The following is a 15,287-nucleotide window of genomic DNA, read 5'->3' on the forward strand; positions in this document are numbered from 1 at the left end:
TCAAACTCATTATAAAAAATTATGCGAACTTGAGAAAATATCGTGCATAGAATAGTAATTCTGCGATAATTGTTTCAATTTATAACATAGCGCAAATGATAAGATAATCAGATATTAACTCTGTGTTATATCAACAAAAAGAGACTATTATGTGGAATAAACTCAATAAATCAATGATGTTCTGCCAAGCAATGTTTGGCCTATCATTCTATGGTGTGATGGTAATTTTGACCCGTTTCTTCTTAGAAGATCTAGGGTACAGTGAAGCAGATACCATGATGGTTGTCGGCGCATTCTCATCCATTGGCCCACTTTTTGCGATTGCCGGTGGCTTTATTGTCGACAAGTTTCTTGGGGCGTACCGTTCTTTAACTATTGCTTATGGTGCATTTGCAACTGGCTATACACTACTGGTTCTAGGCGCTTCAACAACCAACATTCCAATGAGCTTGGCAGGTATCGCACTTGCTAGTTATGCTCGTGGATTGATGTCCCCTTCTTACCCAAGTCTTTACAAACGTACCTTTGCTTCAGAAGAGGAATTCGAGAACGGCTACCCCGTCAACTACTCCGTCAACAACGTCGGCGCTTTATTAGGCCAATACCTTTTCCCAATGTTTGTATTGGTGATTGGCTTCCACGGCAGCTTCACCCTATCGGCAGTCATGGCCGCGTTCGCATTTGCGGTACTTGTTATTTTCAACAAGCAGCTAGTTGGTGCAGGGGCAGAAATTGACCAAAAACCAGTGAGCGCGAAAAACTGGGCAGCTTTCTTAACCGTCTCTGCCGTAATGATTGGCCTAGTGTTCTTCATGTTCTCTAACATGGATATTGGTCAGAATATCGTTTACGCCATCGGCGCTGCAGCGATCTTGTACTTCATCTCTCTGATGTTTAAATCCAGTAAGTCAGATGCACTTAAGATGGGCACTATTCTCATTATGACGGTACTGACAACCTGCTTCTTCGTTTACTACGGTCAAATGATGACATCAATGACGATGGTCACCATCAACACCATGCGCGGGGATCTGTTTAACCTGATCCCAATTGCTCCTGAAGCTTCAATGGCGATGAACCCTCTATGGTGTATTGTTGCTGGTCCTGTTATTGCGATGACTTTTTCTTCCCTTGAGAAGAAAGGCATTAACTTTTCAACAGCAACTAAAATCGGGTTTGCGTTTATCTTTACTGCGATTGCCTTTGGTATCTTAACCATGGCTGTTATGAGTATCGGTGAAGACGTCGTGATTCGCCCTGAAGTTTTCTTAGCCATTCACTTCTTCCAAGCTTTTGCTGAAGTAATTGTTGGCAGCTTAGTGGTCGCCTTTATTCTTTCGGTCGCGCCCAAGCATATCGAAGGTTTCTCGGTGTCACTTTTCTCAGTAGCTATCGCATTAAGTGGCATTGTTGGCGCAGTGTTTTCTACCTCTATCGCACTTGAGAAAGGCCAAGAAATCACGCAAGAAATCGTTCAAACCGTTTATGGCGACTACTTCCAACTACTGACTGTGCTAGCGGTTGTAATGGTGGCGATTGCTCTGGTTTCTTCACTGGTTATTCGTAAGATGCTTGAGGCGGCTCGTGCAGAGGAACAACCGGAAATGGTTGAAGCGGAAAGCTAATTTCTAAACACGTTTAACAAATAAAACCCAAGCAACAAGCTTGGGTTTTTTATTATTTGCTAGCAAAACGGTATTTCTATAATTAATCTCGATCACGAGCTCTGAACTCGTAGCTGACATTAATAACAGGTTGGAAAGCAATTTCACCTTCACTGGTTACAATTTCATTTACTGTTACGTGTGAACCCCGAAGTTCAAATGAATTAACATCGACAAGGTCGTTGCTTGGGTATGAGACCGCGCGGCTCAATTCATATGGAGATTTATCGTTGATTTCCATAATCATTGTTTTACCAGCAGCAAGAGCGGCTTCTTTTGATGCCATAGGGTTACCATTCATAGTTTCACTTTGAACCACTGTATTGTAAGCGCCACCCAAACCTGCCATTGCGACTGAACTAAACAACATTAAGCTTACTAAACTCACTACTTTAATCATAACTGACTCCTTAGCTACCTATCTTACTTACCTTAAACTTACTTAAATATTTTTAATAATCAGGCGTTATTCCATTGCCCGAGTACATTTATAGTACGTAACAGAAGACCAGTTTGAATTAGAAATAGTTGCACTTCTTATTCGAATAATTTGAAATAGGTAATGCAATAATCATCACATTAAATGTAAGGGAATATTGGCTTGTTTTATGCCGGAAATTAAAGTCGAATCCCTTCAATATGTTGTTAGTTCGATTCACAAACGAAGAAAGAGAAACCACTTCATACTTTAGAGTTATTTGTTATAATACTGAAAGAAAATATCATATAAATTTTATGAACTTTCCGATAATTTTGTCTTCTTTTTACGTTATACAACCGTGAGGACAAGCCCTACGAAGATTAACCCTGTACCTACACTTCGAGTTAACGCCAAACGTTCACCAAGCAAAACAACACCGAAAATCATGCCAAACACGATACTTAACTGTCGAAGCGCCACAACATAACTGACATTCTCCGTCATTGTCATGGCGTACAGCACCAAGCCATAAGTGGTCGACATCATAATTCCCGCCACTGTGGATGTTTTCTTAATGCTCCAAGCTTGCGAGAACTCATTCCACTGCCGTGTTCCTATTACGTAGATGGTGATCACCAAAAATATTGTCCAAAATTGAATTCCTAGATAAAAGATGGCTGACTGTAGATTCGAGATAATCGCTGACAACTCGACATCAACAATATGTAGCGCTTCTTTATCTAAGATCGAGTAACCTGTTGTTCCGATTGCTGCGATCAGCGCCCATAAAACACCAGTATTCATATAATCAGAAACACTCAATTGTCTCAATGAAGTAAGCGGTACAAGTAGGCAACCGATGGTAATTAATATGAATCCCCCCCAGACTAGCGTCGTCAATTGGTAGCCGAGAATCGCCGTTCCTGCTCCCACCATCAGTACTGGCAACGCGCGTGCAATAGGATATATTACTCCAATATCACCATGTTTATAGGCATGGCCCAAGCCAATGAGATAAACAAACTGAGCCACCCCACTGATGAGCAACATCCACCAAAATGTCGAAGGAATATTAGTGACGCCAACCTGGCCTAAATACCAAATGACATAAGGGGCTAGTACTAACGAAGCGGCTGCACTACTGGACAAGAAAAATGCCGTTCCTGACGATTTATTGCTTTTGCTTAGAAGGTTCCATCCTGCATGCAGAAATGCCGATACGACAACCAAACATATCGCCCATACTGACATAGTCATTCCTTATTTTTAGAGATGCTGGAATATAAAGGGCTTCTGGTCACCGAACAGAAGCCTAAATAGAGGTTTCAATTTAACGTTGAAGCTGCGCCACTGACTCGATGCTGATTGCATCGTGTCTCCAATACTCGATATCACAATCAATTAACTCGCCATTTTGATTGTAGTTAATCCGCTCAACCACCATGGCAGGTGTCCCTGAGGTAGCGCGAAGCGCTTGAGCAGTGTTACCAAGTAAAGTACTGGTACTAATGCGGTAACGGATTTTTTCATACACAATACCGTAATGTTCTCGGTAAATATCGGTCAGAGACTTAGACAAATCGAAATCAAGTAAATTTGGAAACAGCTCAGGACGAATATAGTTCGTTACATACACCACTGGGCGATCTTCTAAATACCGTACCCTATCGACTCGATATACATCCGAGAATGGCTGTAAGGCAAGCAAACTGGCCGCTTGTTTATTTGCAAGTATGCCTTTCGCTGCAATTAATTCCGTTTTTGGTATCCGGTCTTGCGACTGTGCCATGTTAATAAAGTTGAGCGTTTGCGTCGGATCATATCTAAGTGGCTGCGGAGAGATAAACCAGCCACGTCGGTCTTCTCGGTAGATACGTCCTTCTGCTTCAAGCAAGGATAACGCCTCTCTGAGCGTGACTCGTGTGGTATCAAACGACTCTGCAAGCTTCCTTTCTGCTGGCAATTTCTGCCTTGGCGATAACATGCCTGATTCAATTTGCTCAACAATTGAATCTTTAATTTTTACGTACTGCACCCTTGTCCTTACCTTTTACGCCATGCTTGCGTTTTATTTTCTAGCCACTTACCTAGCGTCATATGCGCTATTTTAGCAACAGCAGCAGACATCATGATCATCACTGCCATCGCCGCAGCCGCACCAGTTTGCCCTGCATCATCCATATTCAATACCGACACTGAGGCAGGGATAGTTTCCGTAGAGTAGATAAATACTACCGCAGAAGTGGTGGTTAATGCATTAATAAACAAGTAGGTAGCGATATCTAGTGTCGCGGGGACGCATACTGGCAGCGTGACTTTAAAGAATAACTTGTATTGCGGAAGCTTTACCGAGGCCGCTGTTGCTTCAACTTCTGCTGGGATTTGCTTCAATGCTGTAACCGCTGTCATATGTCCGACAGTGTAATAGTGAACCACGGTGTTAATAACAAGAAACGCCATGCCGCCGTATAATACACTGAGTGGGTTGTTGGCATCATTAAAATAGAAGATATACCCCAACCCCAGTACCATCCCCGGCACTGCCATAGGAACAACACTGAGCATTTGCATAGCTTGTCGAACAGGCGCAAACGCCCGCCCTTTCTCAATACAGTACGCTCCAACAAAAATAATTGCTGTACCAATAATTGCAGTCCATGTTGCGAGTGTGAGCGAGTTAAAGTATGGAGACCACCCATAGGTACTCATTTCAGCAAAATTATAGTTGTTTAGAGTCAAAGCCTTATTCCAAGGCCAGAAGGTCACCAATGAGCCATATACTGCCATCCCAAGTACGACAATCACCGCTGCAGAAATCACCAAACAATAGGCAAAACAGATCCCATCCCTGACTTTATTAGGCTCTGGTTGGTAAGGTACAGAACGAGTATCAAATAGGCTTTTTTGTTTCTTTTGTACCCAGCGGTCAGCGATGAATGCGAGCAAAGCAGGCATTAGCAGTAATATACTGGTCACCGCACCCATAGAGAAGTTTTGCTGCCCCACAACCTGTTTGAAGATATCTGTCGCCAGAACGTTGTAATTCCCGCCGATCACTTTAGGTACACCAAAATCGCACACAACCAAAGTGAACACGACAATCAAGGTACTGATCAAGCCATACTTAGCAGCAGGAAGAGTGACAACAAAGAAAGTCTTAAACGGTGACGTTTTTAGCGCTCGCGCCGCTTCATACAATCTCGCGTCCGAGGTTCTCAATGAGGTGGTGAGTATCATCAGGGCATGAGGGAAAGTCCAAAAAATAAGGCCTAGTGAGATGCCCACCAAGCCGTAGACTGAATGACCACCGAGCATCTCTTTAGCGATACCTTGATTACCAAACAAAAAGATAAGACTGATCGCAGGAAGCAACGAAGGTGCCAAAATAGGAGCCGTCCCTAACATGTGGAACACGCCTTTCATTGGCATGCACGATCTCGTCAGTGCGTAGGCATAACCAAAAGCGAGCACACCTACTACGGCAGTCACCAGAAGCCCTAATGTAAATGTGTTGCCAACAGAGTACCAAAGGCTGTCATTGGCAAAATAGGTAGCAAAGTTCTCCAGCCCAACAAACTCGCCACTGTTGTTCTGAACACTTTTTGTCAGCATCGCCCATAGAGGCATCACAATAAAAATCGTGAGCGCTGAAAATAGAAATACCAATAAGCCAAATAGCACTAGGTTATCTTTACTGACCCTGTGTAAAAGAGATGAAGGGCGAAATGAGCGAGAGTTAACCCCAGAGTTGTACATAGTTCTGCTTTCCATTAGTGATACCTTAAGCCGCAATTGCTTTAGTGCCATTGGGGCTTAACGTTGGGTATGCACGTATTCCCTGTTTTGAGAACTGAATGTATCGAATATCGCCAATACGCAGCTTTTGCTCGGTGACCACTTCGCCAGCGACATCGATGAAGATCGGCGCGGCTTGTTTATCATGCTGAAGTTCACATTCAAAGCGGTAAAATGCTCCGAGGAACTCTCTGTCTCGGATCTTCACTGGTAGCGCATTATTAAATTGCTCGGCAAAACGAATACTTTCTGGACGTATAGCAAGATCAAAACAATCCCCTCTCACCACCTGTTTGTTTTCAATAACGGGAGCAGGAATCAGCGACTCTGCGATACGAAGTTGAGTATCTGTCGCTGCTGAGGCAGAAATAAAATTCATACTGCCAACAAACTCAGCAACAAAACGAGTAGCAGGGTGTTGATAGATCTCTTGTGGCGTGCCCACTTGCTCAATGACGCCATGATTCATCACAACGATTCTGTCGGCCATAGATAGCGCTTCATCTTGGTCATGAGTCACCATGATTGTGGTAATACCCAGTTTGCGCTGAAGCTTGCAAATCTCATCTCTTAAGTGAACACGAACTTTGGCATCAAGTGCAGAGAGAGGTTCATCCAGAAGCAATAACCCTGGAGACAAGGCTAACGCTCTCGCAAGGGCAACACGCTGCTGCTGTCCACCAGACAATTGGTTAGGGTATTTCTCACCAGAAGTCGGTAAACCAATCATATCAAGCCAATATTCAACCTTTTCTAAAGCTTCTTGATTGGTCATCCCTTGGTTCTTTAATCCGATGGCAATATTCTCTTGCACGGTTAGGTTTGGAAATAGCGCGTACGATTGAAAAACAATACCAAAGTCGCGTTTTTCCGGAGGGAGAAAGGTCGTCTCTTGTCCGTCTTGATAAATGCCACCTGAAGTCGGTAGGTCAAGTCCAGCGATAGCTCGCAGTAAGGTCGTTTTTCCGCAGCCAGACGGGCCAAGAAAGCAGACAAACTCGCCCTTCTCTATCGCCAGTGAAATTTGCTTTAACGCAGTGAACTGGCCAAATTGCTTCACTACATTTTCAATTTGTAAGTAAGGTTGGTTAGTTGACATAACACACTCTCCAAATGGTATATACCAACCTTAAATCTGGTTTATTTCAGTGGCATGACAAATTTATAGAGCAAAGATGACAATAAAATGAATTCACTCGGTTAGCGTATTGTCTGTGACCGAACAATTAGCTAGGTCAATTTACGCCCTAAACCTCACAGCTCAATAGACATCTTAAAGTACGGAATTTCCCCTTTGTAAAAGCGCTCACCTTGTTTACTCATACCGAATTTGCGATAGATACCCAGTGCTGATTCACGTGCATCACACCAAAAAAATGTCACTTGAAAATCTCGAACTTCACTTAGCATGGTTTCCAACATCATTGAGCCTATACCCTGCCCTTGATACTCAGGCAAAACAGCAAATTTGCGTAGTCGAGCTTCATCTTGCTCAACAAAGACCGATGCGACACCGGCTAACTGATCTCCGATAAAGCCTCCGTAGTGAAAGCCAAATTCATCTTCTGCCACGCGACAAAACTCTAAGCTCTTTGTCGGCCATAACACCGCATGCCTCAACGCGAGTGTTTGTTCTGCTGTAACTCTTTCTACTCTCATGATGCTCTCCTTGCCCTCCAGTTATCCCGTTATCCCGTTATCCTGTTATCCTGTTATCCTGTTATCCTGTTATCCTGTTATCCTAATTCGCACTTAACTTTGCTGAAAAGCAAAAAGGAGAGCAACCCTGCTCTCCTTTGTTATCTCAATGACCAATCAGCTTACGATTTCGGCTCTGATTTAGCGTCAAATTTCGCCGACCAAGCCGCTAGGATATCCGCACGCTTGCTGCCCATCTGAGCAAAGTCCATCCTAGCCATATTCGCTTCAACATTCGGGAAGTTAGACACCGTTGCTTTCACATCTTTGTGACCAACCACTGGGTACATCTCTATATAAAGCTCATTTGCTGCTTTCGAAATAGACCAATCAACAAGACGCATAGCTGCGTCAGACTCTTTCACTAAGCCGACCGCTTCTGATTCCCAACCGATGCCTTTAGGTGTAATCACCGCTAAAGGAGCGCCTTGTGTTTTTAGCTTAGCGCCACGACTTGCCATTGAAATACCAATCGCAACTTCACCCATGCCTGCTTGTACACATGGCTTAGAACCGGAATGCGTGTAGTGTGCAATGTTCTTATCTAGATCGCGCATGTAGTTCCACGCTTTGTCTTCGCCCATATTCTGCAGCCAAGCTGAAACTTGCATATAGCCAGTCCCTGAAGAAGCTGGGTTAGGCATTGCGATATGACCTTTGTATACAGGTTTAGTCAGATCTTGCCAAGACGTCGGCTTTGGCAGGTTCAGCTGCTTAGCAACCGCTTCGTTAAAACATACCGCGTTAAAGAATGCGTCGTTACCAAACCAAGCTTGGTTTGATTGCGGGTCATTCAAACTGGCATTCAGTTGATCCAGGCCTTTAGGCGTGTATGGCTGTAGAAGACCTTCTTCTTTTAGTAACGCCATTGAAGAACCAGCCAGGCCCCAAACAACCTCTGCACGCGGGTTGTTTTTTTCTGCAAGTAGCTTAGCAGTCATGATGCCTGTTGAGTCACGAACCCATTTGATTTTGATATCAGGGTTTTCTTTTTCGAAAGCATTTTTGTACTTTGCCAGAATGTCAGTTTCGAAAGCCGTGTAAACCGTCACTTCCTGTGCTGCCATTGCGTTTGTTGCCAGCAGAGAAACAAGTGCAGCTAGCGATCCTTTCATCAAACGGTTTTTCATCATCTTCTCCAATTAAGACTATTACGTTTGTTAAACCTTGCCGAATTAGCATTGGTCTGTACCAGTTGACGTAATACACCCTAAAAGCGCTTTATTACGATTAAATGAACAAAAAATGGCACTTTTTTAAATAATTGACGAAAAACTGCGCGGAATTTTGCCGACGAATTTTTCATATGAAAGTTTTATTAAATTCGATTTTCTGACCTTTACTGTTGTTTTTTCCTCTTGCTAAAGTAAATCTAAACTCTGGTGTAGACCACTTATAGTTAAAATGGAAATCGAGATGAAAAACGAATACCTACTGCTGACTCCGGGTCCTTTATCGACATCTGAAACCGTTCGTGAAGCCATGCTTAAAGATTGGTGTACATGGGATGATGACTACAACAAAGACATAGTAGAAGTTATTCGCACTAAGCTAGTAAAACTCGCAACAGAGCAAGATGGCTACACTAGCGTACTGATGCAAGGCAGTGGCACTGCATCTGTAGAAGCGACGATTGGCAGCGCGATTAGCAAAGACGGCAAATTGTTGGTTGTTGACAACGGCGCATACGGCGCACGTATCGCTCAAATTGCTGAGTATCTAAATATTCCATGCCATGTAGTTTCCCCTGGCGAAACATCACAGCCACACTTGAATGAGGTGGAAACTGCATTGGCATCGGATCCTACCATCACCCATGTTGCGATTGTTCACTGCGAAACCACGACAGGCATGCTTAACCCAATTGAAGCTTTTGCGTCGATGGCAAAAGCGCACGACAAAGTGGTGATTCTCGATGCAATGTCGAGCTTTGGTGGGATTCCTATCGATATTGCAAAGCTCAACATCGACTTTATGATCAGCTCTGCAAACAAATGTATTCAAGGCGTACCGGGTTTTGGCTTTGTAATCGCAAAACAAACTGAGCTAGAAAAATGCCAAGGTCAGGCACGCTCTTTAAGCCTTGATCTTTACGACCAATGGCATTGTATGGAAGCGAACCACGGTAAATGGCGTTTCACGTCTCCAACGCACACGGTTCGCGCTTTCTACCAAGCTTTGTTAGAGCTTGAGCAAGAAGGCGGTGTCGAAGCGCGTCACAACCGTTACCAGACTAACCAGAAAACACTGGTTGCGGGTATGCGCTCTCTGGGTTTTGAACCACTACTGAATGATGAGCTTCATTCACCAATCATCACCTCTTTCTACTCTCCAACACACAGTGACTACCAGTTCAAAGAGTTCTACACCCGTTTGAAGGAACAAGGTTTTGTGATTTATCCGGGTAAGGTATCGAACGCAGATTGCTTCCGTATCGGCAACATTGGCGAAGTGTACCCTGCGGATATTGAGCGCCTAATCGGTGCGATTAAAAAAGCCATGTACTGGCAAGTTACTTAAATAGCCTTCAGGAAGAGATAGTGTTATGACTGAAAATGTACAACCGACCCATTTCCGTAGCGAAGGGGACGTCAACACCACAGCAGCGCGCCAAGCATGGAACGCGTCTATGAATGACAAGCGCACACAAGCCTTACTGAAGCGAGATTCTGATGTGTTTCTTCATCAGGCAATGTCGACGCCTTGTCTCGATACATTAGAGGTAGCAGAAGGCATCTACATCCAAGATTCGACAGGCCAAAAGTACATGGACTTCCATGGCAATAATGTTCACCAGTTGGGTTACGGACATCCACATGTGATTGAGCGTGTGCAAGAGCAAATTGCTAAGTTGCCGTTTTCACCACGCCGTTTTACTAACCAAACTGCAATTGAATGTGCTGAGAAGCTAACGCAAATCTGTGGTGGTGAGTTAAATCGTGTCCTGTTTGCACCGGGTGGCACATCCGCTGTTGGTATGGCGCTAAAACTGGCACGCCATATCACAGGCAACTACAAGGTTGTCTCTTTATGGGATTCTTTCCATGGTGCGTCACTGGATGCAATCTCTGTCGGTGGTGAAGCCTGCTTTCGTCAAGGTATGGGACCACTAATGGCCGGCGTAGAACGTATACCACCAGCAGTATCTTACCGAGGCGCCCTTCCATCACCAGACGGCAGTGACGTGCATTACGCCGACTACCTTGAGTACGTGATTGAGAAAGAAGGCGGTGTCGGGGCATTTATCGCCGAAGCAGTTCGCAACACTGATGTACAAGTGCCAAGTAAAGCCTACTGGAAACGCATCCGTGAAATCTGTGATAAACACAATGTCATTCTGATTATCGACGACATTCCCAACGGAATGGGTCGCAGCGGCGAATGGTTTACCTATCAAGCTTACGATATTGAGCCAGACATTCTGTGCATTGGTAAAGGTTTAGGCGGAGGCTTAGTGCCTATCGCCGCTATGATAACCAAAGATAAATACAACACTGCTGAGCAAATCTCTATGGGCCATTATACCCATGAGAAAAGCCCAATCGGCTGCGCGGCGGCACTGGCAACCATGGAAGCGATAGAGCAAGACAGCTTGCTAGACAAAGCCAAAGCCGACAGCCAGTTCATGCGTGACAAGCTGCTACAAATGAAAGCCAAATACCCAGTAATTGGCGATGTGCGCGGCATCGGCATGCTGTGGGGTATTGAACTGGTCACCGACCATGAGAGCAAGCAACGCGCCTATGACGAAGCCGAAACTGTACTCTACCAATGCCTCAACCACGGTATGAGCTTTAAGGTGTCACAAGGCAATGTGATCCAGCTTAGCCCACCGCTGATCATCACTCGCGAACAATTGACAGAAGCCTTAGCCATCTTCGAAGAAGCCATCGCCAAAGTGTGCAAAGACTTTAACTACTCGTAATACGAAACCCATTATATCCGGAGCGTAAATACGCGCTGTAGCAAAACAAAAGGATTAAATATGAACAACTCACCAATTCAGGCAGTCATCTTTGACTGGGCAGGCACTATCGTCGACTTCGGCTCATTTGCGCCAACCAGCATCTTTGTTGAAGCATTCAAACAAGGCTTTGATTTCGATATCGACCTTGAAGAAGCGCGTGAACCAATGGGCCTTGGTAAGTGGGACCACATCCAGGCAGTGGGCCGAATTCCTGCGGTAGATAAACGCTGGAATGAGAAGTTTGGTCGCTCGATGACTAGCGAAGACATTGACGCAATCTACGCGGCGTTTATGCCTCTGCAAAAAGCAAAAGTGGCAGACCACGCAGAACCAATCCTGAATGCAATTGAAGTGGTAAACGACCTCAAAGATAAAGGCATTAAGATTGGCTCTTGTTCTGGTTACCCTCGTGAGGTGATGGACGTACTGGTTCCTGTTGCGGCTGATTACGGCTACAAGCCCGATTACGTAGTGGCAACAGATGATCTTCCTCAAGGTGGTCGACCTGCACCATTTATGGCATTGAAGAACGTGATTGAGCTGAATGTAACCGATGTTAATGCCTGTATCAAAGTCGATGATGCCGCACCGGGCATCGATGAGGGCCACAACGCCGGTATGTGGACTGTTGGTCTGTTGCTTTCTGGTAACGAAGCTGGATTGACGTTTGAAGAGTACCAAGCAGCCGATGAAGTAACGCTAAGTGCCGCTCGTGAAAAGGCGCGCACCAAGCTTATTCAAAGCTCACCACATTATCTAATCGACACAATTGCTGATTTTCCAAAAGTCATCGCTGATATCGAACACCGCCTAGAAGCCGGCGAACGGCCGTAATTAATTAGGCGACTAAACAAAGCAAAGGGCTCACGAGAGCCCTTTGCTGTATGTCTGCGTTAATACAACCGAAGCTGATAAATCACCTGTTGCAGTATCATCGCGCCTTCGTCGGTAATCATCCAGCAGTAAAGTAGGATGTTGATCACGAGTGTTGTCCAAAACAAGAACTTAAAGCCAATATCATGATACTTGTGGTGCATAAACGACTGAGCAAATAAAGCACCAATCCAGCCACCCAACAGATTGAGCGCGTGAAAACTCACCTCAGGAATGCGCCAACTACGCGTCATTTTGGCATGTTTGTCAAACGCATAAACGGTGTAGGTAACAGTACTCACAGCAAAGTAGAACAAACAAGCGACAACTGGAAAATCGAGCAGCACAACACTACCAACCAAAGCGCTACAAAACCAAATAGCAATAGCCAATGAAAAGTTAAATACGACTGGTCTTTTAATTTCAATGGCGCGCATCATTCCATTGCTATCTGCACCAAGCCTAAATATTACGGGTTCACTTACGCTGGGTATCTGAGATGCATTGGCTAAATCGCTAATATGAAATCGAATCTGAGTATCTTGATTCTCAACCGAAATATAGCCATACCCCTTATTCTGATCCCAACAAGCAATCGTTCCTTGAATTGACATGAAAGTCCCTCGCCCTAGCAACAACGTTAATTAGATTTTCATATTGTTAAATAAGCTATAGCACACATAATCCACCATGTGCATATTCTTGCAATTTTCTGTATTTTTTTTGACATGAAACACTACTGACAAGTTCTGACACAAGCTTTGCCTATTCTTATTCCGAATCTAAAACACAAAATAAGGAATATGATTATGAAAAGTGTCATCGAAATCGTTCGCTTCAAGCTATTAGAATCCGCAACGTCAGAACAACTCGTATCAGCTAGCGAACAAAGCCAAAAGTTTGTTTCATCCCTAGAAGGGTTTGAATATCGCTCACTAAGCTTTGACAAAGATTCGAACACTTGGACAGATGTTGTCTATTGGAATTCAATGGAAAATGCACAAGCAGCTGGCAAACAATTTATGTCATGTGAAGACTGCCAACCATTAATGGCATTAATTGACCCGGAGTCGGTCATCATGCAACATCAAACAATCATGATGAGTGACCTTGCGGAAAAATACCAATAGTCTCGCATCGATAGGTAGGGTGTCCTAGTTGGCCTCTACCTAATCAAAAAAACTCTATTGTTGAGAGGAAATGTGAGTAAATCAGAACGACTATTTGAACTTTTAACCTTACTTCGAGCCAAGCGTTATGCGGTAACAGCCGCTCACCTTGCCGAGCAGATGGAAGTCAGTGAAAGGACCATCTATCGTGACATTCAGTCTCTACTTAACTCTGGGGTTCCCATTCAAGGAGAAGCCGGTGTTGGATACATGCTTCAAGCTGATTCTCACCTGCCCCCTCTTATGTTTACTGATAAAGAGATGGTAGCGCTAGAGCTTGGAATGCGCATGGTTCGCGCTTGGTCTGACGATGAACTCGCGGCCGCTTCTAAATCTGCATCATCAAAGATCCTCTCGGTGCTACCCGATAAACTTAAGCAGCAAATTGAACGCTTTCCTATCTTAGTACCTGAAATCCATGCTTCAACAAGAAACGCCACCCGCGGTAAAATGCTTCGCCATGCAACTGACGCCAAATTGAAAATCGAAATTGATTATTGCGATCAAAAAGGTGATAAAACTGTACGCAAGTTACAACCGCTAGGACAGATCTTTTGGGGGAAAATATGGACATTGGTTGCGTGGTGTGAGCTAAGAGATGACTATCGGCATTTTCGCATTGATAGAATTGAGAAACTCAATATTCTTGATGAGGTATTCGAGACATCAACGGAAAAATGCCTCGAACACTATATTAAACAGCATGCACCAGATGCTTAAACCTAGTTCTACTTTGTCAGGGTTGGCAATATATTGAGAGCGAGCCGACAGCCGCTCAGATCACACTCAACATCGAACTCCACCAACTCATTTACATGGGGATCAATTGTTGATTCCGCTATATCTCTGACATGGAAAAATACTTTCCCATCTTCATTTTCTTGTTTAATAAAGCCGTAGCCATGACTTTCATCTAGATCAACGATTTTTCCCAATACCGACATCTTTAAGCCCCTTCAACACAAACTTTAATACTAAGTACTGGAAATTCGCGCAATGGGATCACTCATTAAGCAACTAATATATCTTTCAACTCATGCAACGAACTTACTGTGTAACATGGTGAAATTGAATCATCACTTTCAACATCACTACTATTCAGCCAACAAGTTTCAATACCAAAGTTGATCCCACCCAGAATATCAGAGTGCTGATTATCACCCACCATCAAAACCCTACTCTTGCAAGGCATGCCCATTTTTTCTAACGCATGACTAAAAATTGCCTTATCTGGCTTTGCCACTCCAACTTCTTCTGAGATAATCACGTGTTCAAAGTATTGGCTCATCCCCGTTTTCTCAAGTCTGATCGCCTGAAGGTCTGTAAAGCCATTGGTGATGATGCCCATCTTCGTTTTACCATGTAGGGCTTCCATCAATTCTTTCGCACCGGGCAATACCGTGCATATATCAGCCATCGCCTCCAAAAACGCAGAGTTTAGCTCAGATGTGGTCGTTTCAAGCTTGTCTGCCCACTCTTGAAATCGCGTGTGTTTCAACTCTTGCGCAGTTATCGCTCCATTTTGATAGTCCACCCACAACGGCTTGTTGACCTTTTGATAGTAATCAAAATCGCCTTGAGTGAAGTTTATTCCTTTACGAGAGAACATTAGCTGCATCCCTTTAAAGGCATCGAAGTGAAACAGGGTTTCGTCAGCATCAAACAAGATCCAATCGTATTTCATTATTATCTCCTCAAAA

At 44.1% G+C, this 15,287-nt stretch carries 16 protein-coding genes; 6 read left to right on the top strand and 10 right to left on the bottom strand.

Features of this window, described 5'->3' with window-relative positions:
• Window positions 1-149 precede the first annotated feature (149 nt).
• A complete protein-coding gene (locus tag APB76_RS18750) occupies window positions 150-1,625 on the top strand; it encodes a peptide MFS transporter (protein ID WP_054962289.1) in 1,476 nt (491 codons plus the stop codon).
• An 82-nt stretch (window positions 1,626-1,707) separates the two neighbouring features.
• On the opposite strand, the gene APB76_RS18755 is transcribed toward APB76_RS18750, so the two are convergent.
• From APB76_RS18755 to APB76_RS18785, 7 genes are all read right to left on the bottom strand, one after another.
• Entirely contained in the window at window positions 1,708-2,064 is a 357-nt protein-coding gene (locus APB76_RS18755) for a DUF3316 domain-containing protein (RefSeq protein ID WP_054962290.1), read from the bottom strand.
• A gap of 369 nt (window positions 2,065-2,433) precedes the next feature.
• Window positions 2,434-3,336, bottom strand: coding sequence for an EamA family transporter (locus APB76_RS18760; RefSeq protein WP_054962291.1), 903 nt, complete (start codon window positions 3,334-3,336; stop codon window positions 2,434-2,436).
• 79 nt (window positions 3,337-3,415) lie between these two features.
• Window positions 3,416-4,120, bottom strand: coding sequence for a phosphonate utilization transcriptional regulator PhnR (phnR, locus tag APB76_RS18765; RefSeq protein WP_054962292.1), 705 nt, complete (start codon window positions 4,118-4,120; stop codon window positions 3,416-3,418).
• Window positions 4,121-4,128: 8 nt separating this feature from the next.
• Window positions 4,129-5,841 (bottom strand): putative 2-aminoethylphosphonate ABC transporter permease subunit, encoded by a 1,713-nt coding sequence (locus APB76_RS18770; RefSeq protein ID WP_408058724.1) that lies wholly within the window; start codon window positions 5,839-5,841, stop codon window positions 4,129-4,131.
• Window positions 5,842-5,866: 25 nt separating this feature from the next.
• Window positions 5,867-6,979 carry a putative 2-aminoethylphosphonate ABC transporter ATP-binding protein gene (locus tag APB76_RS18775; RefSeq protein WP_054962294.1) on the bottom strand — a complete coding sequence of 371 codons (1,113 nt, stop codon included), beginning with the start codon at window positions 6,977-6,979 and terminating at the stop codon, window positions 5,867-5,869.
• A gap of 155 nt (window positions 6,980-7,134) precedes the next feature.
• The gene (locus tag APB76_RS18780; protein ID WP_054962295.1) at window positions 7,135-7,539 is read right to left on the bottom strand and encodes a GNAT family N-acetyltransferase; all 405 of its coding nucleotides are present in this window, start codon (window positions 7,537-7,539) and stop codon (window positions 7,135-7,137) included.
• 161 nt (window positions 7,540-7,700) lie between these two features.
• The gene (locus tag APB76_RS18785) at window positions 7,701-8,711 is read right to left on the bottom strand and encodes a putative 2-aminoethylphosphonate ABC transporter substrate-binding protein (RefSeq protein WP_157633224.1); all 1,011 of its coding nucleotides are present in this window, start codon (window positions 8,709-8,711) and stop codon (window positions 7,701-7,703) included.
• Window positions 8,712-8,994: 283 nt separating this feature from the next.
• Here APB76_RS18785 and phnW point away from each other — a divergent pair, with 283 nt between their 5' ends.
• From phnW to phnX, 3 genes are read left to right on the top strand one after another with little or no spacing between them, the layout of a single operon-like run.
• Window positions 8,995-10,098, top strand: coding sequence for a 2-aminoethylphosphonate--pyruvate transaminase (gene phnW / locus APB76_RS18790; RefSeq protein ID WP_054962297.1), 1,104 nt, complete (start codon window positions 8,995-8,997; stop codon window positions 10,096-10,098).
• Between the two features lie 25 nt (window positions 10,099-10,123).
• Window positions 10,124-11,503, top strand: coding sequence for an aspartate aminotransferase family protein (locus tag APB76_RS18795; protein ID WP_054962298.1), 1,380 nt, complete (start codon window positions 10,124-10,126; stop codon window positions 11,501-11,503).
• 60 nt (window positions 11,504-11,563) lie between these two features.
• Window positions 11,564-12,379: a phosphonoacetaldehyde hydrolase gene (gene phnX, locus APB76_RS18800; RefSeq protein WP_054962299.1), complete on the top strand. Its 816-nt coding sequence runs from the start codon at window positions 11,564-11,566 to the stop codon at window positions 12,377-12,379.
• Between the two features lie 59 nt (window positions 12,380-12,438).
• Here phnX and APB76_RS18805 read toward each other — a convergent pair whose 3' ends face one another.
• A complete protein-coding gene (locus tag APB76_RS18805; RefSeq protein ID WP_054962300.1) occupies window positions 12,439-13,032 on the bottom strand; it encodes a DUF1294 domain-containing protein in 594 nt (197 codons plus the stop codon).
• A gap of 195 nt (window positions 13,033-13,227) precedes the next feature.
• On the opposite strand from APB76_RS18805, the gene APB76_RS18810 reads away from it, so the two are divergent.
• Together APB76_RS18810 and APB76_RS18815 are read left to right on the top strand one after the other, a co-directional pair.
• Entirely contained in the window at window positions 13,228-13,548 is a 321-nt protein-coding gene (locus APB76_RS18810; protein ID WP_054962301.1) for a hypothetical protein, read from the top strand.
• A 72-nt stretch (window positions 13,549-13,620) separates the two neighbouring features.
• A complete protein-coding gene (locus tag APB76_RS18815) occupies window positions 13,621-14,307 on the top strand; it encodes a helix-turn-helix transcriptional regulator (RefSeq protein ID WP_054962302.1) in 687 nt (228 codons plus the stop codon).
• Window positions 14,308-14,315: 8 nt separating this feature from the next.
• Here the strand turns inward: APB76_RS18815 and APB76_RS18820 are convergent, their stop codons facing one another.
• Together APB76_RS18820 and yjjG are read right to left on the bottom strand one after the other, a co-directional pair.
• A complete protein-coding gene (locus APB76_RS18820; protein WP_049843152.1) occupies window positions 14,316-14,531 on the bottom strand; it encodes a cold shock domain-containing protein in 216 nt (71 codons plus the stop codon).
• A gap of 65 nt (window positions 14,532-14,596) precedes the next feature.
• Window positions 14,597-15,271 carry a pyrimidine 5'-nucleotidase gene (gene yjjG, locus APB76_RS18825; RefSeq protein WP_049843153.1) on the bottom strand — a complete coding sequence of 225 codons (675 nt, stop codon included), beginning with the start codon at window positions 15,269-15,271 and terminating at the stop codon, window positions 14,597-14,599.
• Window positions 15,272-15,287: the final 16 nt, after the last annotated feature.

The sequence above is a fragment of the Vibrio bivalvicida genome (assembly GCF_001399455.2).
Lineage (GTDB): Bacteria > Pseudomonadota > Gammaproteobacteria > Enterobacterales > Vibrionaceae > Vibrio > Vibrio bivalvicida.

What these genes read in the sequence shown, in the direction of transcription:
- APB76_RS18775 (WP_054962294.1), bottom strand. Translation starts at nt 6,979, where the DNA reads ATGTCAACTAACCAACCTTACTTACAAATTGAAAATGTAGTGAAGCAA.
- yjjG (WP_049843153.1), bottom strand. Translation starts at nt 15,271, where the DNA reads ATGAAATACGATTGGATCTTGTTTGATGCTGACGAAACCCTGTTTCAC.
- APB76_RS18770 (WP_408058724.1), bottom strand. Translation starts at nt 5,841, where the DNA reads ATGTACAACTCTGGGGTTAACTCTCGCTCATTTCGCCCTTCATCTCTT.
- APB76_RS18805 (WP_054962300.1), bottom strand. Translation starts at nt 13,032, where the DNA reads ATGTCAATTCAAGGAACGATTGCTTGTTGGGATCAGAATAAGGGGTAT.
- APB76_RS18755 (WP_054962290.1), bottom strand. Translation starts at nt 2,064, where the DNA reads ATGATTAAAGTAGTGAGTTTAGTAAGCTTAATGTTGTTTAGTTCAGTC.
- APB76_RS18795 (WP_054962298.1), top strand. Translation starts at nt 10,124, where the DNA reads ATGACTGAAAATGTACAACCGACCCATTTCCGTAGCGAAGGGGACGTC.
- APB76_RS18750 (WP_054962289.1), top strand. Translation starts at nt 150, where the DNA reads ATGTGGAATAAACTCAATAAATCAATGATGTTCTGCCAAGCAATGTTT.
- phnX (WP_054962299.1), top strand. Translation starts at nt 11,564, where the DNA reads ATGAACAACTCACCAATTCAGGCAGTCATCTTTGACTGGGCAGGCACT.
- APB76_RS18820 (WP_049843152.1), bottom strand. Translation starts at nt 14,531, where the DNA reads ATGTCGGTATTGGGAAAAATCGTTGATCTAGATGAAAGTCATGGCTAC.
- APB76_RS18785 (WP_157633224.1), bottom strand. Translation starts at nt 8,711, where the DNA reads ATGATGAAAAACCGTTTGATGAAAGGATCGCTAGCTGCACTTGTTTCT.
- APB76_RS18760 (WP_054962291.1), bottom strand. Translation starts at nt 3,336, where the DNA reads ATGTCAGTATGGGCGATATGTTTGGTTGTCGTATCGGCATTTCTGCAT.
- phnW (WP_054962297.1), top strand. Translation starts at nt 8,995, where the DNA reads ATGAAAAACGAATACCTACTGCTGACTCCGGGTCCTTTATCGACATCT.
- APB76_RS18810 (WP_054962301.1), top strand. Translation starts at nt 13,228, where the DNA reads ATGAAAAGTGTCATCGAAATCGTTCGCTTCAAGCTATTAGAATCCGCA.
- APB76_RS18780 (WP_054962295.1), bottom strand. Translation starts at nt 7,539, where the DNA reads ATGAGAGTAGAAAGAGTTACAGCAGAACAAACACTCGCGTTGAGGCAT.